The 23,935-nt window shown below is 43.3% G+C and carries 18 protein-coding genes; 12 read left to right on the top strand and 6 right to left on the bottom strand.

Annotated features, from left to right (window positions below; genetic code table 11):
• Nucleotides 1-50 precede the first annotated feature (50 nt).
• Nucleotides 51-1,382, bottom strand: coding sequence for an arsenic resistance N-acetyltransferase ArsN2 (arsN2, locus tag DTQ70_RS31255; RefSeq protein ID WP_206019637.1), 1,332 nt, complete (start codon nucleotides 1,380-1,382; stop codon nucleotides 51-53).
• A 51-nt stretch (nucleotides 1,383-1,433) separates the two neighbouring features.
• Complete coding sequence (locus tag DTQ70_RS05305) at nucleotides 1,434-1,760, bottom strand: helix-turn-helix transcriptional regulator (protein ID WP_122934278.1); 327 nt, start codon at nucleotides 1,758-1,760, stop codon at nucleotides 1,434-1,436.
• A 124-nt stretch (nucleotides 1,761-1,884) separates the two neighbouring features.
• Between DTQ70_RS05305 and DTQ70_RS05300 the strand changes: the two genes are divergently transcribed.
• Nucleotides 1,885-2,364 (top strand): C40 family peptidase, encoded by a 480-nt coding sequence (locus DTQ70_RS05300; protein WP_122929842.1) that lies wholly within the window; start codon nucleotides 1,885-1,887, stop codon nucleotides 2,362-2,364.
• 108 nt (nucleotides 2,365-2,472) lie between these two features.
• Here the strand turns inward: DTQ70_RS05300 and DTQ70_RS05295 are convergent, their stop codons facing one another.
• Nucleotides 2,473-3,624, bottom strand: a complete 1,152-nt coding sequence (locus DTQ70_RS05295) for a methionine aminotransferase (RefSeq protein ID WP_122929841.1) — start codon at nucleotides 3,622-3,624, stop codon at nucleotides 2,473-2,475.
• 105 nt (nucleotides 3,625-3,729) lie between these two features.
• Here DTQ70_RS05295 and DTQ70_RS05290 point away from each other — a divergent pair, with 105 nt between their 5' ends.
• The gene (locus DTQ70_RS05290) at nucleotides 3,730-4,560 is read left to right on the top strand and encodes a TerC family protein (RefSeq protein WP_122929840.1); all 831 of its coding nucleotides are present in this window, start codon (nucleotides 3,730-3,732) and stop codon (nucleotides 4,558-4,560) included.
• Between the two features lie 58 nt (nucleotides 4,561-4,618).
• On the opposite strand, the gene elbB is transcribed toward DTQ70_RS05290, so the two are convergent.
• A complete protein-coding gene (gene elbB / locus DTQ70_RS05285) occupies nucleotides 4,619-5,302 on the bottom strand; it encodes an isoprenoid biosynthesis glyoxalase ElbB (RefSeq protein WP_122929839.1) in 684 nt (227 codons plus the stop codon).
• Nucleotides 5,303-5,509: 207 nt separating this feature from the next.
• On the opposite strand from elbB, the gene DTQ70_RS05280 reads away from it, so the two are divergent.
• From DTQ70_RS05280 to DTQ70_RS05260, 5 genes are all read left to right on the top strand, one after another.
• A complete protein-coding gene (locus tag DTQ70_RS05280) occupies nucleotides 5,510-6,070 on the top strand; it encodes an RNA polymerase sigma factor (RefSeq protein ID WP_122929838.1) in 561 nt (186 codons plus the stop codon).
• 98 nt (nucleotides 6,071-6,168) lie between these two features.
• Nucleotides 6,169-7,284, top strand: coding sequence for a FecR family protein (locus DTQ70_RS05275; RefSeq protein ID WP_122929837.1), 1,116 nt, complete (start codon nucleotides 6,169-6,171; stop codon nucleotides 7,282-7,284).
• A 139-nt stretch (nucleotides 7,285-7,423) separates the two neighbouring features.
• The gene (locus DTQ70_RS05270; RefSeq protein ID WP_164489877.1) at nucleotides 7,424-10,324 is read left to right on the top strand and encodes a TonB-dependent receptor; all 2,901 of its coding nucleotides are present in this window, start codon (nucleotides 7,424-7,426) and stop codon (nucleotides 10,322-10,324) included.
• A 213-nt stretch (nucleotides 10,325-10,537) separates the two neighbouring features.
• Nucleotides 10,538-12,178, top strand: a complete 1,641-nt coding sequence (gene pafA / locus DTQ70_RS05265) for an alkaline phosphatase PafA (protein ID WP_122929835.1) — start codon at nucleotides 10,538-10,540, stop codon at nucleotides 12,176-12,178.
• A gap of 140 nt (nucleotides 12,179-12,318) precedes the next feature.
• Complete coding sequence (locus DTQ70_RS05260) at nucleotides 12,319-13,725, top strand: tetratricopeptide repeat protein (RefSeq protein WP_122929834.1); 1,407 nt, start codon at nucleotides 12,319-12,321, stop codon at nucleotides 13,723-13,725.
• A 471-nt stretch (nucleotides 13,726-14,196) separates the two neighbouring features.
• On the opposite strand, the gene DTQ70_RS05250 is transcribed toward DTQ70_RS05260, so the two are convergent.
• Nucleotides 14,197-16,071: a glycoside hydrolase family 13 protein gene (locus tag DTQ70_RS05250; RefSeq protein WP_122929832.1), complete on the bottom strand. Its 1,875-nt coding sequence runs from the start codon at nucleotides 16,069-16,071 to the stop codon at nucleotides 14,197-14,199.
• A 97-nt stretch (nucleotides 16,072-16,168) separates the two neighbouring features.
• Here DTQ70_RS05250 and DTQ70_RS05245 point away from each other — a divergent pair, with 97 nt between their 5' ends.
• From DTQ70_RS05245 to rsgA, 5 genes are all read left to right on the top strand, one after another.
• Nucleotides 16,169-17,806: a hypothetical protein gene (locus DTQ70_RS05245; protein WP_122929831.1), complete on the top strand. Its 1,638-nt coding sequence runs from the start codon at nucleotides 16,169-16,171 to the stop codon at nucleotides 17,804-17,806.
• Between the two features lie 78 nt (nucleotides 17,807-17,884).
• A complete protein-coding gene (locus DTQ70_RS05240; RefSeq protein WP_122929830.1) occupies nucleotides 17,885-19,093 on the top strand; it encodes a DegT/DnrJ/EryC1/StrS aminotransferase family protein in 1,209 nt (402 codons plus the stop codon).
• Nucleotides 19,094-19,169: 76 nt separating this feature from the next.
• Nucleotides 19,170-20,249, top strand: a complete 1,080-nt coding sequence (locus tag DTQ70_RS05235; RefSeq protein WP_122929829.1) for an iron-containing alcohol dehydrogenase family protein — start codon at nucleotides 19,170-19,172, stop codon at nucleotides 20,247-20,249.
• A gap of 217 nt (nucleotides 20,250-20,466) precedes the next feature.
• The gene (locus DTQ70_RS05230; RefSeq protein WP_164489876.1) at nucleotides 20,467-21,141 is read left to right on the top strand and encodes a transposase; all 675 of its coding nucleotides are present in this window, start codon (nucleotides 20,467-20,469) and stop codon (nucleotides 21,139-21,141) included.
• A gap of 4 nt (nucleotides 21,142-21,145) precedes the next feature.
• Complete coding sequence (rsgA, locus tag DTQ70_RS05225; protein WP_122929827.1) at nucleotides 21,146-22,168, top strand: ribosome small subunit-dependent GTPase A; 1,023 nt, start codon at nucleotides 21,146-21,148, stop codon at nucleotides 22,166-22,168.
• 73 nt (nucleotides 22,169-22,241) lie between these two features.
• Here rsgA and DTQ70_RS05220 read toward each other — a convergent pair whose 3' ends face one another.
• The gene (locus tag DTQ70_RS05220) at nucleotides 22,242-23,924 is read right to left on the bottom strand and encodes a RagB/SusD family nutrient uptake outer membrane protein (protein ID WP_206019634.1); all 1,683 of its coding nucleotides are present in this window, start codon (nucleotides 23,922-23,924) and stop codon (nucleotides 22,242-22,244) included.
• Nucleotides 23,925-23,935: the final 11 nt, after the last annotated feature.

Raw genomic sequence — 23,935 nt, 5'->3', positions numbered from 1 at the left:
TTTATCCACAAAACCCGTTTAATCCATTCAATCCGTGTTCCAAGCGCATCCTAACAACAACCCGAATTGGGCGTGCAGCATGACGAAGCTTGTTCCAAATCCAACAGCTTTATTTTGGGTTTCTCCACCGATTTCTTCATCACCGTGGCCGAACTTGGGCATAGACCGCTAAACTGCTGCGATTGTGCTATTTCAGCGGGAACAGCGTCGCGTTCCACTTTTTCAAAACCTTGTTTTGAAAAATACCCTTCGGCCGTTGTTGTGATTAGATACAGTTCTTTTACCCACTGCAAACGCATTTGTTTGGTTAAATCATTGACCAAGCGCTTCGCAATTTTAAAGTTCCGAAAGGACTCCTTCACCGCTACCGAACGCAAAAGTCCGTAGTCGCCCGTTACCTCCACTCCTGCCGTACCGACCAACTGACCATCAACAAACGCAAGCAAAAAATTGGAAAGTGCTGGATTCAAATCTGTCGTTGGCAAACCTGCCGATTGTAACAATTCTGCAACTACTTCTTTGTCAGCAGGCTTTGCAGCACGAATTTGAATTTCTGCGGCAGCTGGTGATGGTTTGTCGGCATAAACTGTAATGCTGTAAATTCCCAAATTCCCTTTACGGTATGCCTCAATTTCTTCGCTCGAAATGTATTCGGCCAAAATCGAATCTGGAAGCACAATTTCACGATCTTTCTGAAGTGTGATGTTGACAAACCCCGTTTTTTCAATCAATCCCAAATAATCTGACTTCTGAATTGCCCCCGACACGCAACCCGCGTACATTTCGGCGGCATGTTGCAGCCCCGCAGGCAGTTCTCCTTCCAACACAATGTCAGAAATGCTAAAATGCCCACCAGGCTTCAAGGTGCGGTAAATTTCCTTGAACACATTGGCTTTGTTTGGCACTAAGTTCAATACGCAATTACTCACAATCACGTCGGCGATGTTATCGCTTACAGGCATCGCTTCAATATCACCTTGGCGAAACTCCACATTATTAAATCCCAATTTTTCGGCGTTTGCTCTTGCTTTTACAATCATGGCTTCGGTGAAATCAACGCCAATTACCTTGCCCGTAGCACCCGTAGCAGCACGCGCCACAAAGGCATCGTTTCCAGCGCCACTACCTAAATCAATGACCGTATCGCCTTCTTGAATCTGGGCAAATTGCGTAGGAAGCCCACACCCAAGTCCCAAGTCGGCATCGGCCACGTATCCGTTTAATTTTGTATAATCTTCGGCCATAATTCCCAAAAATTCTCCGTCGGTTTCGCAGCTAGGGCCGCAACCACAGCAGGAAGCCGCGTTAAAATCCTTCGATTGGGTAGCCACCTCGGTGTATTTTTCACGCACCAAGTTTTTGAGCAATTCATCTGTTGTCATTGTGATTATTGATTTTAATTGTAATATTACGATAAATATAAGCAAAAAATTTTAGCAGCAATTATTTTTAAGATACGACGAAAACAACAACCCGAAAGATTGCATTGCTTCGTTCCAAACCTCTTCATCGATGCAGTAACAAACGCGCGGAGGCGCAATGTCCCCTTTGATGATTCCGATGCGTTTCAATTCCTTCAAATGTTGCGAAACTGTGGCTTGTGAAAGCGGTAATTCATCCACAAGGTCGCCACAAACGCAAGCTTTTTTCTCGGCTAAAAGGCGCAAAATAGCCACCCTAGCAGGATGCGCAAACGCCTTCGCCAAATCGGCAATTCGATTTTCTTCTACGGTAAAAACTTCCGATTTTGTTGTTCCCATTTTCATTAAAAACGCTAATTCATCGCAATATTACGATATAAATTTTATTTCCAAAAATTTGGCAAAAAAAACTTTCTTTACTTACTTGGGGAAGCGTTCAACCCTATAAAAAAGTACCTAACTGATGAAGAAGTGGATTTTTGTTCTAGGATTATGCCTTTTATCGACCTTTTCTTTTGCCCAAAAACAAGCAGTCGATTCGACCCAAAATACTTCGTTAACGACTGATATTTTGTCATTTGCAAAAAAACACCTTAGTTACCGTTACCGCTCAGGAGGGAGTTCTCCCAAGGGCTTCGACTGTTCAGGTTTTGTACGATACTGTTTTTCTAAATTTGGGATGCTCCTTCCCCATTCTAGCGCCGCCCAAATCTCCCACGGAGTGGAAATTGCCCTTGGTGAAGCACGTCCAGGTGATTTAATTTTCTTCAAAGGAAGCAACTCAAAAAGCACCCGTATTGGCCACGTCGGAATGATTGTTGCCGTTAGTGATGGCTACGTCAAATTCATTCATTCAGCTTGGAAAGGCGGCATCCGCTACGACGTCCTTCATGCCAGCTATTATAAAAAGAGATTTGTGGGTGTGAGGAGAGTGATTAAATAGTGTCGACTGTGCAAAGGGTTTCTCAAAACCCGATCGTTGTGTAGAGGGTTTCTCAAAACCCGCCTCTTCTTTGTTGCGCATTTTGAGAAACCCAATTTTGACACACAACTACAGTTTCACCAATCTTTCTACCGCTTTTTCGAGCGTTTCTTCTTTTTTTGCAAAACAAAAACGTACAACTCCGTTATCGATAGCTTCTTGATAGAAAGCCGAAACAGGAATGCAAGCCACGCCGTGTTCTTTGGTTAACCAAATAGAAAAATCTTTGTCGGACAAATCGGAAAGGTGGTTGAAATGATACAATTGGAAATAGCTACCATAACTCGGGAGCGGTTTAAAACGCGTTTGTTTCATCAATTCGGCAAAATAATCGCGCTTCTTTTGATAAAAACCAGAAATTGAACGGTAAGCCTCCTTGTTTTTCAGATATTCGGCCAAAGCCACTTGGGCAGGTGTATAGCAGCTAAAACAGTTGAATTGATGCACTTTACGAAACTCGGCCGTAAACGCAGGTGGCGCAATACAGTACCCCATTTTCCAGCCAGTGCAATGATAAACCTTCCCAAACGAAAAATTAACAAACGCTCGTTGGCGCAAATCTTCGTACCTCAAAATACTTTGATGAGGCTCATCGTCGTAAATCAAATGTTCATACACCTCGTCGGACATGATGAGCAAATCAAACTCCTCCACTAGCTGCCGCAGTTGTTCGATGTCCGAAGCCCGCAAAATACTACCCGTAGGATTGTGCGGCGTATTGAGCGCAATCATGCGGGTGCGGGGCGTAATTTTAGCCCGAACCAATTCCCAATTGATACGATAGGTCGGAAACTCCAGCGGAATCCGAACCGCTACCCCACCGTTGATTTCAATGTTAGGAATGTAACTATCGTAGGCGGGTTCAAACACAATTACCTCGTCGCCAGGCTGTAACACGGTGGTAAAAGCCGTATAAATCCCGTACGTTCCGCCTGGGGTAATGGTAATTTCGGAATCAGGATTAATTTCAACACCGTACAAATCATGCACTTTGGCAGCGATACTCTCCCGCAATGGCATCCAACCCGCCATGGGCGAATATTGATTATAACCATTTTGCAGTGCTTCGCACGTAAGATTAACCAGCTCCTCGGGCATGTCAAAATCAGGAAAACCCTGCGAAAGGTTAATGGCTTTGTGTTCTGCTGCCAAAGCAGACATTACCGTAAATATCGTTGTACCGACGTTGGGAAGTTTTGAGGTTATTTTTTTACCACTCATGGAGGGTTTGGTTTTTTCGTGTAAAATTAGCTTATTGAAACCGAATAGCCCTTCAATTTTGAACTTTCTTAACTAAACAACTTATTTACTCACTCATTTATCAAAATGGATTCACTATTTACTGCAGAGGCCATCGTTAGTTTGTTAACCCTTACATTCCTAGAAATTGTTTTGGGGATTGACAACATCATTTTCATCTCAATTGCTGCCAACAAACTTGCCCGCAAAGACCAGCCCAAAGCGCGTAACATTGGTTTGTTGTTGGCCATGATTTTCCGCGTAACCCTGTTGTTTGGAATTTCTTTCATCATTTCGCTGTCCAAACCCTTTACACACATCGACGCGGGCTGGTTCCATGCGGCCTTTTCTGGTCAAAGTGTCATTTTAGTGGTCGGAGGATTGTTTTTGTTGTACAAAAGTACCTCAGAGATTCACCATAAATTAGAAGGTGCGGAAGAAGAAGTTCAAAAACCAAAAGGAAGTGCCGCAAGCAAGTTGACAAATGTGGTGATGCAAATTGCACTTATCAACGTCGTTTTTTCGATTGACTCCATTTTGACGGCCATTGGACTTACTCAAAACGTCACGGTAATGATTATTTCGGTAGTACTTTCGGTCATCATTATGATGGCATTCTCAGGCCCTGTTGGCGATTTTGTCAACCGTCACCCTTCAGTACAGATGCTCGGTTTAGCCTTCTTGATTGCCATTGGATTTATGCTCATTGCCGAAGGTGCGCACCTTGCTAATGTATCTTTCTTTGGTACTCACGTAGGCTCTGTTCCAAAAGGTTATTTATACTTCGCCATTGCGTTTTCGCTGCTGGTGGAGGTACTCAATATTCAAATGCGGAAGGGAAGTAAACCAGTTCAGCTTCACGATTATAAAGCACAAGCTGAACGTGAAGGGATTGTTTCAGACAACGAAAGCGAATAATTTCTATAAACTCCAACGAAAAAGGCGGCCGAATGGCCGCCTTTTTCGTTGGTAATAACTACATCAACGCAATCAGCGCGTCCACGGCCTGCTTGATGTTATCACGAACTTCGACAATGTTCGCCTCCATCATGTAACACGGTGCTGTCACAATTTTGAGTTTTTCGTCCACCACAATTTCTCGCACCGACGCCATTTCTGCCACCTGCCCAATCGACTCCATGCCTGCCGAAATAGCGGCAATTTCGTACGGAGAGGCTTCGTTGGGCGTTCCTACCGTCAAATGCGCGTGGTATGCTGTTCCTTCCAAAGCCTTGGCGATGGTCGTGGGGCTCATACACAAGCCCGCAATCGGTTTTCCTTGGGCCACTAGCTCCACAATCAGGTTTTTCACCGATTCCAAAATTGGCCCATCAGGCCCTTCAAACGCCCATTTTGTAATGTTTTTGGCCGTTCCAAAACCACCTGGCATTACCAATCCATCCAACTCCGACGCCTGAATATCGACAATGTCTTTGATATTGCCCCGCGCAATTCGTGCCGATTCTACCAACACATTGCGGATTTCGGGCATTTCTTCGCCCGTGGTATGGTTGAGCACGTGGTGCTGATTTACGTTGGGCGCAAAACAGACCGCCTCAGCTCCTGCTTCAGCAATTGCCAACAACGTAAAAACCGATTCGTGGATTTCTGAGCCATCAAATACCCCACTTCCGTGAAGCAAAACGCCAATTTTTTTCATATTTTCTTTTTATGTTTTAATAGTACACTTTACGCCCCAAAAGTCAAAATCAACTTGGGTCTAATCTTCATTCGGTTTTGAGTAACCGACTACACTGAATCCATAACGACAACGCCTTACTTTTTTAAAGCATAATGGTTGAATAATTTTGCAAATTTCTATAATTTATCGTAGGATTACCCGCCAATTCCCATTCTACTAACCTACATGACTAACGTACCTAACACATCTCCCGAAGATGCTCACTTGTGGAATGCTTTTCGCGAAGGGGATGAAAATGCGTTTGGTCAAATTGCCCAAAAGTATTACCGAAGCTTATTTAGCTACGGAACCAAGTTTTCCAAAGACCGCGAATTCATCAAGGATTGTCTGCAAGACCTTTTTATGGAACTCTGGTACAAGCGCGAAACGCTCGGTGACACCGATTTTGTTAAATTTTATCTTCTTAAATCGCTGCGACGAAAAATTCACCGCGAAAGTTTGAAACAACAATGGCTCACCGACGAAGACGAACTAGACTTCGATGCAGAAGATTTGGGGGAAATTTCGGTGGAACAACAAATCATTGAGGTTGAAACCAACCAAGAATTGCTTCAACAGCTCAATCGACAGTTGGCCGAACTGCCCAAGCGCCAACAAGAAATCATTTACTTGAAGTTTTACGAAAACCTCGACAACGAATCCATCGCTCAGGTAATGTCAATTTCGAGGCAAGCCGTGGCCAATTTATTGTACCGTACCTTGAAAGAATTGAAAGAAAAAATGTAGCGCTATTGGCTCAAAATCAACATTTGAAAAAAAATGTGATTTTTTTTGATTATTCTAGGTTAAAGGCTGCCTATGTATAGATAGAAGTCTTTATTACAATGAATTTATACCACGACTATTGCCTCGAAGATTTTGTGTTGGATGCCCGCTTTCAACAGTGGGTGCGTTACCAACAGCCCGAAGACATTGCGTTTTGGGAAGGCTACCTCGCAAAAAATCCGCACCAAGTATCAGAAATTAAGCAGGCAAAAACGCTCTTGAGCAGTGTTTATCGCCGCTACCAGTCGCCCATAAGCGACGTCGAAATTCAGATTGAAATCCAAAAATTGGTCGAAAAAGCGCGGGCAGACAAAGCAACACCAGCGATTGAAGTAACCGACGATACCACCCCAATGGTACATTTTCGGCCTGTGTCGAAGTGGGTTTGGCGCGCTGCTGCTATTGTTATCTTGGGATTGGGCGTTCGTTATTTATTTACTCCATCTCCCCAAAGTACCTACCAGCAAATCACGGCGGGACAAGAATTGGTAGAAAAGATAAACGATACCAAGTCAACGCAAACCGTTTTGTTGAGCGACGGCAGCAAAGTCATTCTTGAACCTAACGCCCGCCTCAGTTTCCCTGCCTCTTTCCAAAAAGATAATCGTAAAGTATATCTCTCTGGCGTAGCTTTTTTTGAAGTCACCAAAGATGCCAAACGTCCTTTTTTGGTTTATGCCAACGACTTAGTAACCAAAGTATTGGGGACAAGTTTTTTGGTAAATGCACAGGAAGGCGCTCAAAAAACCATCGTAGAAGTACGAGAAGGGCGGGTTTCTGTCTTCAAAAAACTTGACATTGAAACCCCAAAAAACCTCATCGGCCAAGAATCCAAAGGCGTTGTTTTGACGGCCAATCAAAAATTAGTGTTTGAACCCGCGAACAATCAATTGGTAAAAACCCTCAGTGAAACACCCCAGATAGTGTCCATTACCAATGAGTTACCCAGTTTTTCGTTTTGCAATACCCCCGTTACTGAAGTACTTAAAATGCTTGAAAAAGCGTACCAAGTTGACATTCTTTTTGACGAAGATTTGCTTTCCGACTGTCCCCTCACTGCCACATTGACTAACCAAAGCCTTTATGAGAAATTGACCATCATTTGTGAAGCCATTGAAGCCCATTACGAAGTCATCGACGGGCAGATAGTGGTACACAGCAAAGGATGTAAATAAAAAAGGAGGGTAATGGTACCAGCATCGCCCTCCTAGTTTCGAAATCCCCTTAATGGTTCTGACGCCTAAGCACATCTTTTTTCAAGGATGCAGGGGATTGTTTTACCAAATTTTCACCTTAATAAAACAGTTCAAAAGTATGAAAAAAAGCGTACACCTCCAAGTATTCCTCCGAGCTATGCGTATCTCGCTCACTCAGATTTTAATCGCCGTTTGGTTCATGAGCAATGCCTACGCTACCGACAGCAACGCTCAGTCGGTGCTGAACCAAAAAATCACCCTTCGTCTCCAAAAACAAGACGTCGAAACCGTATTTAACCTCATTGAAAAACAAGTAAGCGCCAAGTTTGTCTTTAGCTCAAAGATGATTCAGGCCAATCGCAAAATAAACATTAATGCCGACCAACAAACCCTACAAAAAGTGTTGGATGACGTAACCAAATCGTTGGAACTCAATTATAAAGTAACGGGCAACCTTATCATTATCAGTCGAACCGCCAAAAGCCCCTCCTCCTTTCCTCACTCCTTTCAAAACGAGGAAGCCTCAAAAGCCGAAGGGCATACCATTTCGGGGAAAATAACCGATGCCAAAGGAGAAGCATTGATTGGAACGACGGTGATTTTGAGCTACCAAAACAAAGGCCAAGTCGCTGATAAAAATGGGATGTTTACTTTTAGTGATATTCCCAATGGCAACTACACCCTCAACCTAAGTAGCATTGGTTTTATCACGCTCAAAAAAGACGTAGCGGTCACAGGCAACGACGTCCAAGTCAACATTGTACTTCAAGAAGACAACCTACAGCTCGAACAAGTAGTGGTTACCTCTAGCGGTTCGCCCAAAAAGAAAATCGAATCGAGTGTGGCCATTTCGACCATCAACGCCAAACAACTGAGCCAACGCCCTCCCCTCAACAGTACCGATATGTTGAAGGCCATTCCTGGGCTTTCGGTTGAAAGCAGCGGTGGAGACGGCCCTGGCAGTGTGCGAGTGCGGGGTTTACCAGGCGGTGGCTACGTTTTTATGGGGGTAATGGAAGACGGTCTTCCGGTACTTCCAACGGGTTTTAGTACCAGCCCTTCTGCCGACCAATATTACAAAGTGGATTTGACCATCAAAACCGTTGAAGCAGTTCGCGGTGGCCACGCAGCCGTTTTGCTTGCCAACACTCCAGGTGCTTTAATCAACGTCATTTCAAACACAGGTGGAGATAAGTTTACGGGAAAAGTAAAATACACCCGAGGTTTGTCGCAGAATGCCAATCGTTTTGATGCCAATTTTGGGGGCAAAATCGCGCCAAAGCTCAAATTTAACGTAGGTGGTTTTTACCGCGCCGACGATGGGATTCGCCCGCCTTCGTACCGCGCCAATGACGGTGGACAGTTGAAAATGAACCTTACCTACGAAATCAAGCCCAATAGCTACGTTCGTTTTTACGGAAAATACCTCAACGATAAAACAGCGTGGCTTGTGCCTTCATACTACAGCTACGACGGTTCAGGACAAGGCAAAGCTTTGCCAGATTTCGATTTGTTGACCCAAATCTTAGCCACCCGCGACACCAAAGTGTCATTGGTAGCACCTACTGGTAAGACTTACAACTACGATTTTTCGGACGGTGTTCATTTAAAGTCATTAGCAGGAGGCATTGAATTTAAACACATTACCAAAAACGAGTGGACAATCAAGAACAATTTACGCTACCAAAGCACTACTTCTAATTTTACTGGTTCGATTGTAACCGCTGCCACTGCCTACAAAGCGAACGTCAACTATTATACTTTAGACGGACAAAAACTTAATAACCCAACGGGTTTTTACACAGGTCAATCCTTCATTGGAACCAACAGTACGGATAAACAATTTTCTGACAACTTAGACTTTAACAAACAATTAGGCAAACATTCGCTTTCGTTTGGGGCGGGAATTCATACCTATGACATTGACCTTTTCTCACTAGGGGCAACGTTTAACACCGAAATAGCCAACCAACCTCGTACCTTATTGATTGGAGCTGCTACTGGCAATGGCTACAGCGGCATTAACATTGGTACCTACCGCAAAGGAACGACGGGCATTACTTCGGCTTGGGCTTCCGACGAAGTAAGTTTAGGAAACCTCACCCTTGACCTTGGTTTACGTGCCGACCGTTTCCACATCAAAGGGCAACGTTTACAAAACACGGCTCCGTTCACGAATTACACTCCCTTCGATGAAACCCGAACGTACGGCACCGCGTCGGTGGGTTTAAACTACAAAATCAATGACCATCACGCATTGTTTGGACGCGCCACAAGAACGTACAGTGCTTTGAACATCGGTGACTATTCTAACTTTACCTTTAACCCTGATGCTGTCAAAGACCGTGGTGTATTTATGTCAGAAGTAGGCTACAAAATCAACACACCCAAGTTTTCGTTGTTTAGCTCATTGGTATATGCAAAACTAACCAATATCGCTTCTAGTATGTTGATTCCGAATACCACCGCTGGGTTTATTTCTATTGGTACATTTGCCTCTAGCCGAAACCTAAGTGCCGAAATCGAAGCAACTTATACTCCTTCTAAAAACCTCAATTTCCGTCTGGTTACCACTTTCCAGAACAGCAAATACACCCAATACGAAGTGACGGCACCTTCCAATGCCCGTGCTGATTTAGCTGGAAAGCTTTACTCATGGTCGGGCAACTACGCAGAGCGGATTCCGAACGTCATTTGGGAGCTTTCGGGGACGTATAACTACAAAATTTTCGATTTGTTTGCCAGTTTCCGCCACATCGGTAAGCGTTGGAGCTCCCCAAGTAACGTCTATCACATGGGTGGGTACGATGAACTTTCGATGGGATTAGATTGCAAAATCACCAAAAAATTGGGCTTCCGCGTGTGGGGCGACAACCTTACCAACAGCCGCGGTTTGACCGAAGGAAATATACGTGGCGACCAGTTTTTATTGAACGGAAACTTTGAAAAAGGCTCGTTGCAGATTGGGCGCATTATCTTGCCACGCAGTTTCTGGACCTCCCTCACTTATTCTTTTTAATTTCCTTACATTCATTGACCTACCTAGTTTTCATCCATCTGTCTCGTCTGCCGAGGTTTCTTGGCAGACGGATTTTTTACAAAGCAGCCAACTCACTAGAAACAACCATTAGTAGCCTTTATAGAATTGAGTTTCGTATTTATAAAGATAAGGTTCAAAAACTTAACGTAACTTAGCCGCAATTTTTTTTAGTTTCTAACTACACCTATACAAATGAAGTACCTCAAACTAACCTTGGCGCTTTTGAGCATGAGTACGCTTTGGGCGCAAACCAAACCAACCAAACCCGCGTCGTTAGCACGTCCCAAATTAGTCGTCGGAATTGTCGTGGACCAAATGCGTTACGATTATTGGTTTCGTTATTATGACAAATACAGTGAAGGCGGATTCAAACGACTCATGCGCGAAGGATTCAACTGCCGTAATCACCATTATCACTACGCACTTACCGTAACAGCGGCAGGCCACGCTTCGGTCTATACGGGTTCTACGCCTGCCATTCACGGAATTGTAGGGAACGATTGGTTCGACAAACGCCTCGGCAAAGGTATGTATTGCGTGGCCGACTCTACCGTCCAGCCTGTAGGAACAACCAACGCTACCGCAGGCAAAATGTCGCCAAAAAATATGTTGGTAAGCACCATTACTGACCAGCTGCGTATTGGTACCAACTACCAAAATAAAACCATCGGAATTGCCATCAAAGACCGTGGCGCTATTTTACCCGCAGGTCACACGGCCAACGGTGCTTATTGGTTTGACAGCAAAACGGGAAGCTGGATTACCAGCACGTTTTATATGAACGACCTACCACAATGGGTAAAAGACTACAATGCGAAGAAACGTCCGTCAGCGTTGATGAAACAAAACTGGAACACCTTGCTTCCGATTGAAAAATACACTGAAAGTACGGCCGATGACCAACCATACGAGACCAAACTTCCTGGCGCAAAAAAATCGGTTTTCCCGTATGACTTAGCAGGAATTGCGGGGGATGCGTTTGGTGTGTTGGCAAGTACCCCACACGGCAACACCATTACCAAAGAAATGGCTTTGGAAGCCTTGAAGAACGAGCAACTTGGCAAAGGAAAATCAACCGACTTCTTGGCCGTAAGTTTCTCTACTCCCGATTACGTTGGACACGGTTTTGGCCCCAACTCGGTGGAAGAAGAAGATATTTACCTTCGTCTCGACCGCGACTTGGCAGAATTGCTCAATGCTTTCGACGCACAAGTGGGAAAAGGGAATTACTTACTTTTCCTATCAGCTGACCACGGGGTAATGGACGTAACAGACCTTTGGAAAACAAACCGTTTGCCTGCGGGACGTTTGAACATTGGACAAGTCAATACGGCCGTAAAAGCCGTTTTGAAAGAGAAATTTGGCGACGGTGATTTTATTCGTGCTTCCGAAAATTACCAGTTGTACCTCAATCACGATTTGTTGAAACAAAAAAACTTATCGGTTGATAAAATCGTAGAAGCCATCCGCCCAACCATGCTCGATTTTGACGGCATAGCCGAAGTACTCAATACCCACGATTTGAGCAACGCCAACATCAACGACTATTTGCTTACATTATACAAAAACGGAACACACGCCAAACGGAGCGGAGATATTCAGATTGTGACTGAGCCTGGATGGATGTCGAGCACCATCGCTGCCACCCACGGGGCTCCCTATAATTATGACACCCACATTCCGTTGCTTTTCTTCGGCTGGGGAATCAAACCAGGCGAAACCTTTAGCCGTACGGCAGTCGCTGATACTGCTCCAACCGTGGCCGCATTGCTCAAATTATTGGAGCCAAGCGGCAATATCGGACACATCATCGAAGACGTGATGAAGAAATAAAAAACACCTGATTATCAATTATCTTAGAAATGTGTGGGGTAAATGACGGAATTTAGTCGAAGGATATTACGTTAAAAATTTGACAGGAAAAGAAATTTTCTTATCTTTCGACTAAGACATTGACCCCATACATTCAGGATATGCAACCAGAATTCGAGGAGAGACAACCCGATTGGCGGGATTCGGTTCAACGATTTGAGGTAATGCTCAAGAACCAAGAACACGATTTTTTTGATTTGGACACCTACGAACACATCGTAGAACATTACATTGGAGAGGGGAACTGGGAGCGTGCCTTGCAAGCCTGTGAGTATGGACTAGAGCATTTTCCACATTCGTTAGAGCTTTTACTGGACAAAGCACATTTACTTGCTCAAAAACAACGTTACGAAGAATCACTCGCATTACTTGAACGTGCCTCTCTTTTTCATCCCCACGACCTAGATGTCCTTTTTATGCAAGGTGGCATCTATAACATGATGGGCGATTATGAACAGTCGGTGGAAGTATATGAAGAAATGCTTCGCTACATCGAAGACGGTGATAAAGACGACGTGCTGTTCCAAATTGGCCAAGCCTACCAAAATTCGGGCAAATACGACGAGGCAATAAAGTACTACAAATCATCGCTCGAAATTAACTTAGACAACGAAAGCGCGTTGTACGAACTGGCCTTTTGCCTCGAAATCATGGGACAATTGGAAGACAGTATCGACTACTACAACGAACTCATCGACCGCGACCCGTATTCCTACAATGCGTGGTATAACCTTGGTATCGTTTATAGCAAACTCGGGCGCTACGAAGAGTCGCTCCATGCGTACGATTATGCCACGGTCATCAAGGAAGATTTTTCGTCGGCCTATTTCAACATGGCCAATGCGTACATGAATTTAGACCGATTTGCAGAAGCAAATACCAATTATTTACGGACACTTCAATACGAATCTCCCACGGCCGATTTGCACTGCCACATTGGCGCTAGTTTTGAGAAAATCAAAGACTTTGGCAAAGCCCTTGAACATTACCGCGATGCCCTCAAACTTGACAAAGAATGGGATGAAGCTTGGTACGGCGTTGCGGTTTGTTTGGCCGTGGAGGACAAATGGGTAGAGGCGCTCAATTGCATTCGGAAAGCCATTAAAATCAATGAATTCATTGCCGACTATTGGTTGTTGGTGGGCGACCTTGAGTACAAAATTGGTAATGTATTCTCCAGCATGGAGGCCTTTGAAAAAGCCGCTGACCTTGAACCTGACTTTGAGGATGTTTGGCTCAAGTGGTCGTTGGCTTTATTTGATCAGAGCGAATTTAAGAAAGCTTTTGACGTAGTTCAAGAAGGGCTAGATACCATCCCCGACAGTGCCGCGCTGTATTATCGGGCGGTGGCCTATTTGCTTCATGGTGGCGAATACAAGGAAGCACTGCTTCACCTCGAAATCGCCCTCACCCTCGACTACAATGCACATGAGCAATTGTACGTCTTTTTCCCTGATTTAGAAAAGCAAAAAGCGCTGTTTAAATTAATTGAACAGCACCGAAAATAATTTTTTCAATTCTGATTTAGATTGAATCATCTTTCCCCGTACCCATGCGGAAGAAACATTCAAAAGCAGCAGTAAAGTAGATTAGACAATATTTTGACGCTCACTGTGTTGAGTGCCTACTAAATCAAACATTATTATGTTGCAGGATAAATACAAAACAATAACAATTTTAACCTTAATTTCACTTTTTGTATTGGTGATATTATTGAAACAACACTGGTTTTTGCCTTTATTCGCAATAATATCGATTTACACCTATTACAAACGACTTCAAGTAATACCCAAAGAAGATAGATTAAAAGCTGTCATACCTACAATTGCAGGAATTAGCTTGATTTTTATTTTTCTTGTCATTTTTTGGAATATGGCATAAAAACTTGACACATGCCTTTTTTGTCACTCCGACGATAGGAGGAGCCTATACCCGATTTGGATGTAGGCTCATTCCTATCGTCGGAGTGACAAAGAAATTTACTTCAACTCCAATACCCAGGTTGTCATTGCAGGTACTTTGAGGCTATTCAGCGAATTTATCTTCTCTTCGGTCAAAACATTCATTGCTCCCGTAAACCCTTTTGTACGTTCAGCAAAACGAGCTGTTTCTAGCGTAGTTTCGGCCGAATTGCTATTCATGATTACCATAATTGTTTTGGCAGTATCATGCCTAAAATACACGTAAATGCCATTTTGGGGAAGGTATTGGGTAAACTTGCCGTTGTACAATGAAGGGGTGTTTTTACGGTAATTAGCCAGTTTTTTTACCAAATCAAAGGCTTCATTTTCTTTGGCAGAACGCCCAGCTGCCGTAAACTTATTGACTTTATCGCCTTTCCAGCCTCCCACAAAATCTTGGCGAACTTCGGCATCGGTAGGGTTTTTGGTGTTTTTCATCAACACTTCTGTCCCATAATAAAGATGCGGAATGCCGCGCGTCGTCAACAGCCACGTGATGCCCATTTTATATTTGGCAAAATCCTCCCCTATCACCGACAAAAAGCGGTCGGTATCGTGGTTGTCCAAAAATGTTACCATCTTAGAGGGGTTTTTGTAGAAATAATCTTGCGCCAACGTACTGTAAAGGCGATTTACCCCTCCATCCCAACTCCAAGGCTGCGTGAGGGCGTCGCCGATGGCCGAGTAACTTGGAAAATCGCAACTACCAGGAAGGTTACATTGGAAAGGATAATTGACATTGTTCTGCACAAAATAATTCATAAAAGCAGGGTTAGTCACAAACGTTTCCCCAAAAATGAGCATGTCAGGATATTCATCCAACAAGGCTTTATTACAACGATTCATAAACTCCATGTCGTTGTATTTGTAGGTATCAATGCGCCATCCGTCCACCCCAAACTCTTCCGTTGACCACAAAGCGTGCTGAATCATGTAGGTTGCAAAATGTGGATTTCGGGCGTTGACGTCGGGCAAAAACGGCATAAACCAACCATCAATCAACAAGCGGCGGTCGGCCTCTGTTCCGTTGGGGTCGAGCATTACTTGTTCTTTGTGGCTAGTGGCGGTGTAAGTTGGCCACATATTGAACCAATCCTTCGTTGGCGGATCCAAAAACATCCAATGGTCTTCCGACACATGGTTATAAACTGCATCCTGAACCAGTTTCATTCCACGCTGATGCAGCGCCGCCGACAACTTTTTATAGCCCTCATTGCCCCCAAAACGACGGTCGATTTTGTAATGGTCGCTAAAGTGATACCCGTGATAGGCCGCTTGCATATTGCCATGAAGTTCCTTTTTTAAGCCTGTATTGTTTTCAATGACAGGGGTATTCCACAAGGTTGTTACCCCAAACTCTTGTAGATAATCCAAGTGATTGATAATTCCCTGAAAATCCCCACCGTGGCGTAAATAAGGCACATTTTTATCCGCCTGCGTATCGAGCATATCCGAAAACTTATCGTTCGACTCATCACCGTTGGCAAAGCGGTCGGGCATGAGTAAATAAATAAAATCGGCGGTGGTAATGTTGTTTGGTTTATGTTTGCGGGTCGCCAAAGGGAAGGCTTGCGTATTTTTAAATTTGCCATTGCTAAACACCAACTTAACAACCCCAGGTTTGGTCGTTTTGGCAATCACCAAGTCTATCAAAAGGTAATTGGGGTTTTCCAGCTTTTGCGTTTTTTTAATCTGAACACCTGGATAAGCCAAACTCACTTTGGCCGTGCTGATGTTTTTACCGTGGACTAACAGCTGCACATTCGGATTTTTCATTCCTATCCACCAATTTGTGGGATGCAAGTGTTGAATATCAGGATTTTGTGCATGGGCAGAAATCGCTACGCTACTTACCCATAAGGCAAGAAAAAAGGTTTTTAATACGTTTATCATAGGTTTAATCTTCAATGGTACTTGAGGCCGAAGATAAAGAAAACTTTTTAGATTATCTTTGACCCTTTTAGGTATCACCTTTAGTCCCGATTCTGCAATGCCTTTTTTTAAAAAAAATTGGTTTCTTCTGATTTTACTTCCGATTTTTTCGCTCAGTTACGTTCTTTACCAACACCTCATTAACCTCCCCGTTGGCGATGACCTTTACGTTATGAATCTGTTTAATCAGCTTCATGAAGCAACCAATCTACGGGATAAAATTACTGCCTTCTTCTATCAACATAACGAGCATCGAATCGTCATCACACGGCTTTTAGCGTGGGTACAATTCCAAATTTCGGGACACATCGACCTGCGATGGTGGTTGGTATTTGGCAACATAAGTTTGCTCGGGATGGTTTATATATTTTACATCAATTTAGTTGATTTTCCTCGTTGGTGGATTCTCCCTATCGCATTTGTCGTCATAGCTCCGATTTCAAACACCCTGTTACCCATGCAGAATTCCAATCTGTTTTCTGCATTTTTTGGTCTTTGCACGCTCCATTTTTCAGTTAAAAATACATCGATTCGTTCCTTCGTTGCAACATTGATTTTCAGTTGTCTTTCTATTTTTTCCAACAGTGGAGGCTTTGCACTCTTACCCATTTTAAGCTGCGTTTACTTTTTACAAAAGCGTTATTCTATTTTGGGACTTTGGCTCGGTTGGTCGCTGCTGCTAATGGGTAGCTATTACTGGCATTATGAACCCATTTACCGCCACCCTACTTCTCGCTTGTTCTTTTCGCAACTTCCCAAGGCATTTTCGTTCTTTTTCGCATTTTTGGGAAGTATAGGTTTCAATGCAAAGGTGGCGCAATTGGGAGGAATCGTGTTTTTGGGAGGCATAGGTTTGGCCTTTTATCGGAAATTTTACCGCCCCAGCCCCTTCTTTTTTCTATGTATGTTTTATAGTATATTAATGGCTGCAATGACCACTTTTAAGCGATATGAATATGGTATTACCACCGCCACCTCTGAACGGTATTCGATTTATTCTGTCATATTAACGGCCTCTCTTTTTATTTTTACTTTGTACGCAGCACAGTCTTTCCAACAAGTTAAACGCCTCCTATTTCCATTGATTTTCGCCTTATCCATTGGAATTCATCTTAAATTTATGACGTTTCACTTGAGAAACCCCGAAGGGAGAAAAGTTGATTTAACAACTAGAATGGAAAACTATCAACTCACACACTTAGGGTATAATTATTTTGAAATCCCCATTTTGGACAAATTACGGACATACGGGTATTATGACTTTTCAATACCAGCCCCCATTCATAACAAAGCCTTTTACGATAATTTTAATCGACCGCCTATTACCTCCATTCAACTTAGGGTGAAAAAACTTTACCAAACAGCAGATAAACTCCATTTTACAGGGACTATCCTAGGTACAGATAAGCACATTGCAGCCATTCATGGCTATTCAAGTCGCTTACTAGTACTCCAACAAAGTAATATCCCGCTTGATGATCAAATCAACGTATTGACGAATCCGCGCAACCATCAAAGCCTTATCCTCAATACCGAACTCGAAAATGATTTGGCAAACACAGTCTTACCTACAATCACCTTTACCATTTCAAAAAAGTACCTGACCGCTCCATCTTATACCTTCTATTTTTTGCTAATGAACGAAAACGCTCCCACTCTAGCTCCTATTAAAACCAACGTATCTTTTCGGCTGTAAATCAGGTGCTGGTTTAGAAAATGTTAACCTGCGACACTACAAAATCACTAACTTTGCAGCAAAAAAACAGTAACAGTTATGCCAGGAACAGAATTATACGGCGCAGAAGAGCGCAAAGAAATTAATGACGTTTTAGAGACAGGAGTTTTCTTTCGTTTTAACCACGAAGCGCAACGTAATAATATTTGGAAAGCCCGCGAAATGGAAGCGGAAGTGTGTAAAGTAGTAGGTGCCAAATACGCCCATGCCGTTTCAAGCGGCTCGACTGCCATTCAGACTGCCCTTGTTGCGGCAGGTATTGGCACAGGCGACGAAGTGATTGTACCACCTTTCACATATATCGCTTCGGTAGAAGCTGTTTTGATGATTGGTGCCTTACCCGTTTTTGCCGAAATCGACGAAACACTTTGCCTTTCCGCCGAAGGAATCCGCAAAGTTGTCACGCCTAAAACAAAAGCCATTTGTTTGGTACACATGTGTGGTCAAATGGCTGATATGGACGCTATCATGGAAGTTGTCAATGAGCATAACCTTATTTTGGTAGAAGATGCAGGACAAGCAATGGGTGCCAATTATAAAGGAACTTATACGGGGCTTTGGGGCAAAACAGGGGCATATTCGTACGACTTTTTCAAAATCGCTACCGCAGGCGAAGGCGGCGTTTTTGTAACCAACGACGAACAAGCCTACAAGTTTGCCGATAGCTATTCTGACCACGGTCACGACCACATTGGTAACAACCGTGGTATGGAACAACACCCAATTATCGGCTTCAACTACCGCATTTCAGAACTTCATGCGGCCGTTGGGTTAGCCCAAACGCGGCGTGTTCCATATCTAGTAGAAAAGAACAACGAGCACAAAAAGTGGTTGATGAACCGCCTTGCCAACGTGCCTGGGGTTTCTTTTGCCCGAATTCCCGATGCTGAAGGCGATTCGGCTACGTTCTTGAATTTATTGTTGCCAGACACCGAAAGTGCCCAAGCCGTGGTGGCCGAATTGAACGCTGCGGGTGTGGGTGGTTTCAACTATTGGTTTACCAACATGTACCACTTTATCAACCAGTGGGATCATCTCAAAGAAATGCGTACGGCGGGTAAGTTAGCGGTTCAAGTACTGGGTGCTCCGCAAGATTATGCTAACCTTGATTTACCAAAGTCGCAAGAAGTTATTGGACGTTTGATTTCGTTTGGGGTACGCGTTACGTGGACGCAAACTGAGCTTGAAACCCTTGCCAATAACCTCGAAAAGGCGATTCGTAAAGCAATGGCAGCTTATACGTGCTAATGCTCATTTTCAAAAGTTTTAATAAATCAATGGTAATTTGTATTAACGGATAACAGTGCTTTAGCACCTTAGATTCATGCATAAAAATTTCAAAGGAATCGAAAAAACCGTTTTTGGACGGGGAAGTTTTAGCCAATTGGGTGAAATCATCGCCCCACACCGTAGCGAAAACAACGGCTACATGGTGTTTATTATTGACAACTATTTTAAAGGGAAAGAACTAGAAAGCCGCCTACCCGTTCAGCCTGAGGATACCGTTTATTTCATTGACGTTGACCCACACGAGCCTACCACCGAACAAATTGACACCTTGCGCGATGAGATTTTGGCCAGCAAAGGTTTGCCTTCGGGCATCATAGGAATTGGCGGCGGAGCCATTATGGACATTGCAAAATGCGTATCGCTGATGGTAACCAACGAAGGCTCTTCAACCTTGTACCAAGGGTTAAACCTCATCAAAAAACCAGGCATTTACCACGTAGGCGTTCCTACTATTTCGGGAACTGGCGCGGAGGTTTCGATGACGGCCGTGTTGACAGGCCCTGAGAAAAAATTGGGTTTAAAATGCGAATGGACGGTTTTTAACCAAGTGGTACTTGACCCCGAGTTGATTGCGACTGTTCCGCGCGACTGGTGGTTTTATGTGGGGATGGATACCTACATTCACTGTATCGAGTCAGAAAATGGGCAGTTCAACAACGCTTACTCGCATGCTTACGCCGAGCAATCAATGAAGCTTTGTCGCGATATTTATTTGGGAGAAAACGCTGGACAAACCCCCGAAAATGATGATAAACTGATGGTGGCGTCGTTGATGGGAGGCTTGAGTTTGACCTATTCTGAAGTGGGTATTTGTCACGCTATTAGCTATGGTCTTTCAAAGATTTTAGGAATGCGACATTGTTATTCCAACTGCATTGCTTTCAATCATTTGGAAGATTATTATCCAGAAGGGGTCGCCGAATTTAAACAAATGGTGGCGCAACACAACATCACACTTCCGCAAGGATTGTCGAAAGACTGGACGGATGAGCAAATCACGGCCATGGCCCATGTCTCGTACAAACTTGATCACATGTGGAATCACGCTGTCGGGTACGATTGGAGAGAGAAAGTGACAATTGCCGACATCGAAGCAATTTTTAGACGATTGTAATTTGTTTATCCTTTCCAAGGTTTGGAACCTTGGAAAGGTTTTTCAACTATCGCAAAAATATGTTTGAAGTTACATTTACGCCTCAAATTAAAAGATTGTAATTAGCTGGTTGGTACCTTGAAAAGGTTTTTTCTACCACCGTAAAGTATCTTCACAAACACATTTGAGTCTCAAATGGAAAAAAATCCTTTATCTAATCTTCCCAAGATTCCAAACCTTGGAAAGATTTTTTCATCCGTCTCAAAATATGTTTGCAGATACATTTGAGTCCGAAAAATGCTATCATATTTTCAATCACGCAGTACATGGCAATTTGCTCTTTATACAAGAAACAAATTATCACTATTTCTTACAACAACTTACAAAGCACACCCAATTCGTCTGCGACTTGTATGCTTATTGTTTAATGCCAAATCACTTTCATCTTTTGGCTAGAATTAAAAATCAAGAAGCATTGATAGAATATTATCATACCAGAAAGCAAGCCAAAGATCCGCAATACAATCCTGATAATTTTGATAAAACGACGTTCGATACGCACAAGTTTGTGATGCAACAGTTTCAAAATTTTTGTAACGGGTATGCGCAAGCATTCAATCGTTTTTTTAATCGGAAAGGGGTTTTATTTATGGATAATTTGAAAAGAAAAGTGGTTAAGAATGAAGTATATTTTACAAAATTAATTCATTACATACATTACAACCCTGTGCATCATGGGTTTTGTAAAGACTTAAACGATTGGCGTTTCACTTCTTATCATTCTTTTTTAGACAATCGAACCACTCCTTTGGCGCGTGAATATGTTCTCAATTGGTTTGGCTCTCCACAAGAATATTCTCGTTTTCATCAGTCAAAACCTGATTCAAGGTTGGCTAATCTAATGGAAGTATAGACTTATGAAAAAATCAGGTAAAATAAAGGCACCTCCCGCTAAATTTCAGACCAAAAGTGCGGCGGCCATTGCCAAACGAACCGAAGAAATCAACGCAAATTCGTTGAAAGGCTTAGTAATTCGTTCGACAGGCTCTTGGTACGACGTTCGTGATGAAGAAGCACAAATTTGGCGCTGCCGACTGCGGGGAAAATTTAAGTTTCAGGACTTAAAAGTAACCAATCCCGTGGCCGTAGGTGACCGTGTGTTTTGGGAAATTGAGGACGAATCGTTGCAAACAGGCATCATTAACGACATTGAACCACGTGCCAACTACATCGCACGGCAATCGGTTCAAAAGTCAGCACATTCACATTTATTAGCTGCCAACGTTGACCAAGCGATTATCGTAGCCACTTTGACCTTTCCACGTACATCGTTGGGATTCATCGACCGTTTGTTAGTCGTTGCCGAATCGTTTCGGATTCCGAGTGCGGTTATTTTCAACAAACAAGATTTGTTTGACGAAGAAACCAAAGAATACCAAGACTACTTGATTAAGCTCTATCGAGGCTTAGGTTATACCTGTTTTACCACATCGAGCGTCACAGGTGAAGGCGTGGAGTCATTTCGAGAACTTCTTTCGGGGAAGATTTCGGTTTTGTCGGGACACTCAGGCGTGGGTAAATCGACATTGGTTAATGCCATCGCTCCGCATCTCAACCTACGCACCAACGAAGTTTCGACCTTTGCCAACAAAGGCGTCCATACCACCACTTTTGCCGAAATGTTTGAGTTGGCCCCGTCCACCTTTATCATTGACTCGCCTGGTATCAAAGAGTTGGGACTGTCGGAGATTGAAGAAGAGGAAATCAGCCATTATTTCCCCGAAATGCGTGATTTATTGAACGAATGTCGTTTCAACAATTGCCTTCACATTGATGAGCCCAAATGCGCCGTCAAAGATGCTGTCGAAGCTGGCACCATTGCCATGAGTCGCTACGAAAGCTACTTGAGTATGGTCGGTGGGCAAGACAACCGCAAATAATTTTTTGACTGATCTAAAAGCAAAAGAGGCGCAAATTGCGCCTCTTTTTTCTTGGTGGGGGTTGATTGAATTATTAATACCCTGGATTTTGCTGGAATACAGAAACACCTTCTGCATTTTTTGCACTGCGGTCAATCTGTGTTTGAGGAATCGGGCGTAAATAGTGCTTTTCGGCCACTGCTTGAGCTTGTGGATTATGCTTTTTAACTCGGTCAACCAAAAGCCCCCAACGTTTCAAATCTAGCCAACGCATCTGCTCTCCTGCCAATTCACGAGCACGCTCATCTACAATGAAATCAAAGGTCAATTCCGCCTCTGTGATTTTCATGGCGTCTTTTTTACCTGGCCAGCCTGCTCTTTGTCTTACTACATTTATATCAGCAACTGCGTCCGCTTTTTTGTTTAACTGGAACAACGCCTCAGCACGCATCAAATAAATATCGGCTAATCTCCATACAAAATAATCTCTTGATCCGCGTGGCTCAGTTCTATCGGCACGTTTGGTATCAAAAAATTTCTGCAATGTTGGGAAGAGCGCCTCATCATATCTACTTGGCACCAACACTTGATATTTTCTTTTGGCTCTTTCTGCTACACTCATTTCAAAACCAGGAATGAAGATTGTCGTATCACCCGCAGCAAAAGTAACCCGCGCCTTTGAGTTGTCGAAAGAGGTATTAAAAGAGCCTGGGCTGTTACACAACCAAGTATCTTTAAAGGTTTTTTTGTAACGAGAATCATTTACTCTTTCCCCAAAAATCGTATTCAAGCAGAAATTGGTTGGTCTCAATCTTTTAAAAGGGCGACCGTTTAAAACATCCCTTACCATACCCGCTTGAGTATCATACTGCATACCAAAGAACAAGTGAAGGTTATTACCACCACCACCTTCTCCACCCACGTTAGTGACGTTCGTGGTTTGGTCTGCAGTATATTGTACGGCGAAAACCACTTCCGAATTTTGTTGGTTGTTTTCGTCATGTACAGCTGCAAAATCATCCAAAAGTTTAAAACCGTACTTTGTAATAAGGCCAGTACACAAATCAGCGGCTTTTTGGAAATCATCCGCAGCTTTATTTGGGCCGTAAGCTTTGGCTAAATATACCTTAGCTAAAAGTGCTTCGGCCGAGGCTTTGGTAGCTCTACCATAATCATTTGAGTGTGCCTTGTTCTCTAAATCGGCGATGGCTTCATTACAGTCTTTGATGATTTGGGCATACACTTCCGCTGAGCTATTGCGTTTGGACTCTTTGCTAGGCGCTAAAGTCTCCGTTAATCTCAAATCAAGCGGCCCAAACTGCTCATGTAAAATATAGTAATAGTGAGCTCTCAGAAACTTAGCCTCAGCAATTCTCAATTTTTTGGTCGCATCCGAAACACCTGTTACGGTCGGCGCTCTACCGATTATTGCATTGCAAGTATTTATACCTCTGTACATTTCATCCCACAAGATAGCCAAATAATCTACAGTTGGTTGGATTTGGGTATCGTAGAAATGAAAACCTTTATATCCACCATCGGCACCCGTAGCGTAGATATCAGTTCCATACTCCGTGAATGTCAAACCTAATTGCGTACCATAAAACGTCCTGAGTGACGAATAAGCCGCTTTTGTGGCATCTTCAAATCCTTTAGCGGTGTTTATGTAATCATTACCGATGTTTGAAACCAGCTCTTCTTTTAGTAAATCTTGGCAAGAAGTACTGACGAGTAGCATACTACCCAATGCGAATATTTTTAATTTATTTATGTTCATGATGATTAATG

It is taken from the genome of Runella sp. SP2 (assembly GCF_003711225.1).
Classification (GTDB): domain Bacteria; phylum Bacteroidota; class Bacteroidia; order Cytophagales; family Spirosomataceae; genus Runella.
The sequence above is the reverse complement of the archived record's forward strand: the minus strand, read 5'-3'. Positions and strand labels throughout refer to the sequence as shown.

Excerpts from the sequence above, each read along its gene's own strand:
- arsN2 (WP_206019637.1), bottom strand. The coding sequence starts at position 1,382 with ATGACAACAGATGAATTGCTCAAAAACTTGGTGCGTGAAAAATACACC.
- DTQ70_RS05305 (WP_122934278.1), bottom strand. The coding sequence starts at position 1,760 with ATGGGAACAACAAAATCGGAAGTTTTTACCGTAGAAGAAAATCGAATT.
- DTQ70_RS05300 (WP_122929842.1), top strand. The coding sequence starts at position 1,885 with ATGAAGAAGTGGATTTTTGTTCTAGGATTATGCCTTTTATCGACCTTT.
- DTQ70_RS05295 (WP_122929841.1), bottom strand. The coding sequence starts at position 3,624 with ATGAGTGGTAAAAAAATAACCTCAAAACTTCCCAACGTCGGTACAACG.
- DTQ70_RS05290 (WP_122929840.1), top strand. The coding sequence starts at position 3,730 with ATGGATTCACTATTTACTGCAGAGGCCATCGTTAGTTTGTTAACCCTT.
- elbB (WP_122929839.1), bottom strand. The coding sequence starts at position 5,302 with ATGAAAAAAATTGGCGTTTTGCTTCACGGAAGTGGGGTATTTGATGGC.
- DTQ70_RS05280 (WP_122929838.1), top strand. The coding sequence starts at position 5,510 with ATGACTAACGTACCTAACACATCTCCCGAAGATGCTCACTTGTGGAAT.
- DTQ70_RS05275 (WP_122929837.1), top strand. The coding sequence starts at position 6,169 with ATGAATTTATACCACGACTATTGCCTCGAAGATTTTGTGTTGGATGCC.
- DTQ70_RS05270 (WP_164489877.1), top strand. The coding sequence starts at position 7,424 with ATGAAAAAAAGCGTACACCTCCAAGTATTCCTCCGAGCTATGCGTATC.
- pafA (WP_122929835.1), top strand. The coding sequence starts at position 10,538 with ATGAAGTACCTCAAACTAACCTTGGCGCTTTTGAGCATGAGTACGCTT.
- DTQ70_RS05260 (WP_122929834.1), top strand. The coding sequence starts at position 12,319 with ATGCAACCAGAATTCGAGGAGAGACAACCCGATTGGCGGGATTCGGTT.
- DTQ70_RS05250 (WP_122929832.1), bottom strand. The coding sequence starts at position 16,071 with ATGATAAACGTATTAAAAACCTTTTTTCTTGCCTTATGGGTAAGTAGC.
- DTQ70_RS05245 (WP_122929831.1), top strand. The coding sequence starts at position 16,169 with ATGCCTTTTTTTAAAAAAAATTGGTTTCTTCTGATTTTACTTCCGATT.
- DTQ70_RS05240 (WP_122929830.1), top strand. The coding sequence starts at position 17,885 with ATGCCAGGAACAGAATTATACGGCGCAGAAGAGCGCAAAGAAATTAAT.
- DTQ70_RS05235 (WP_122929829.1), top strand. The coding sequence starts at position 19,170 with ATGCATAAAAATTTCAAAGGAATCGAAAAAACCGTTTTTGGACGGGGA.
- rsgA (WP_122929827.1), top strand. The coding sequence starts at position 21,146 with ATGAAAAAATCAGGTAAAATAAAGGCACCTCCCGCTAAATTTCAGACC.
- DTQ70_RS05220 (WP_206019634.1), bottom strand. The coding sequence starts at position 23,924 with ATGAACATAAATAAATTAAAAATATTCGCATTGGGTAGTATGCTACTC.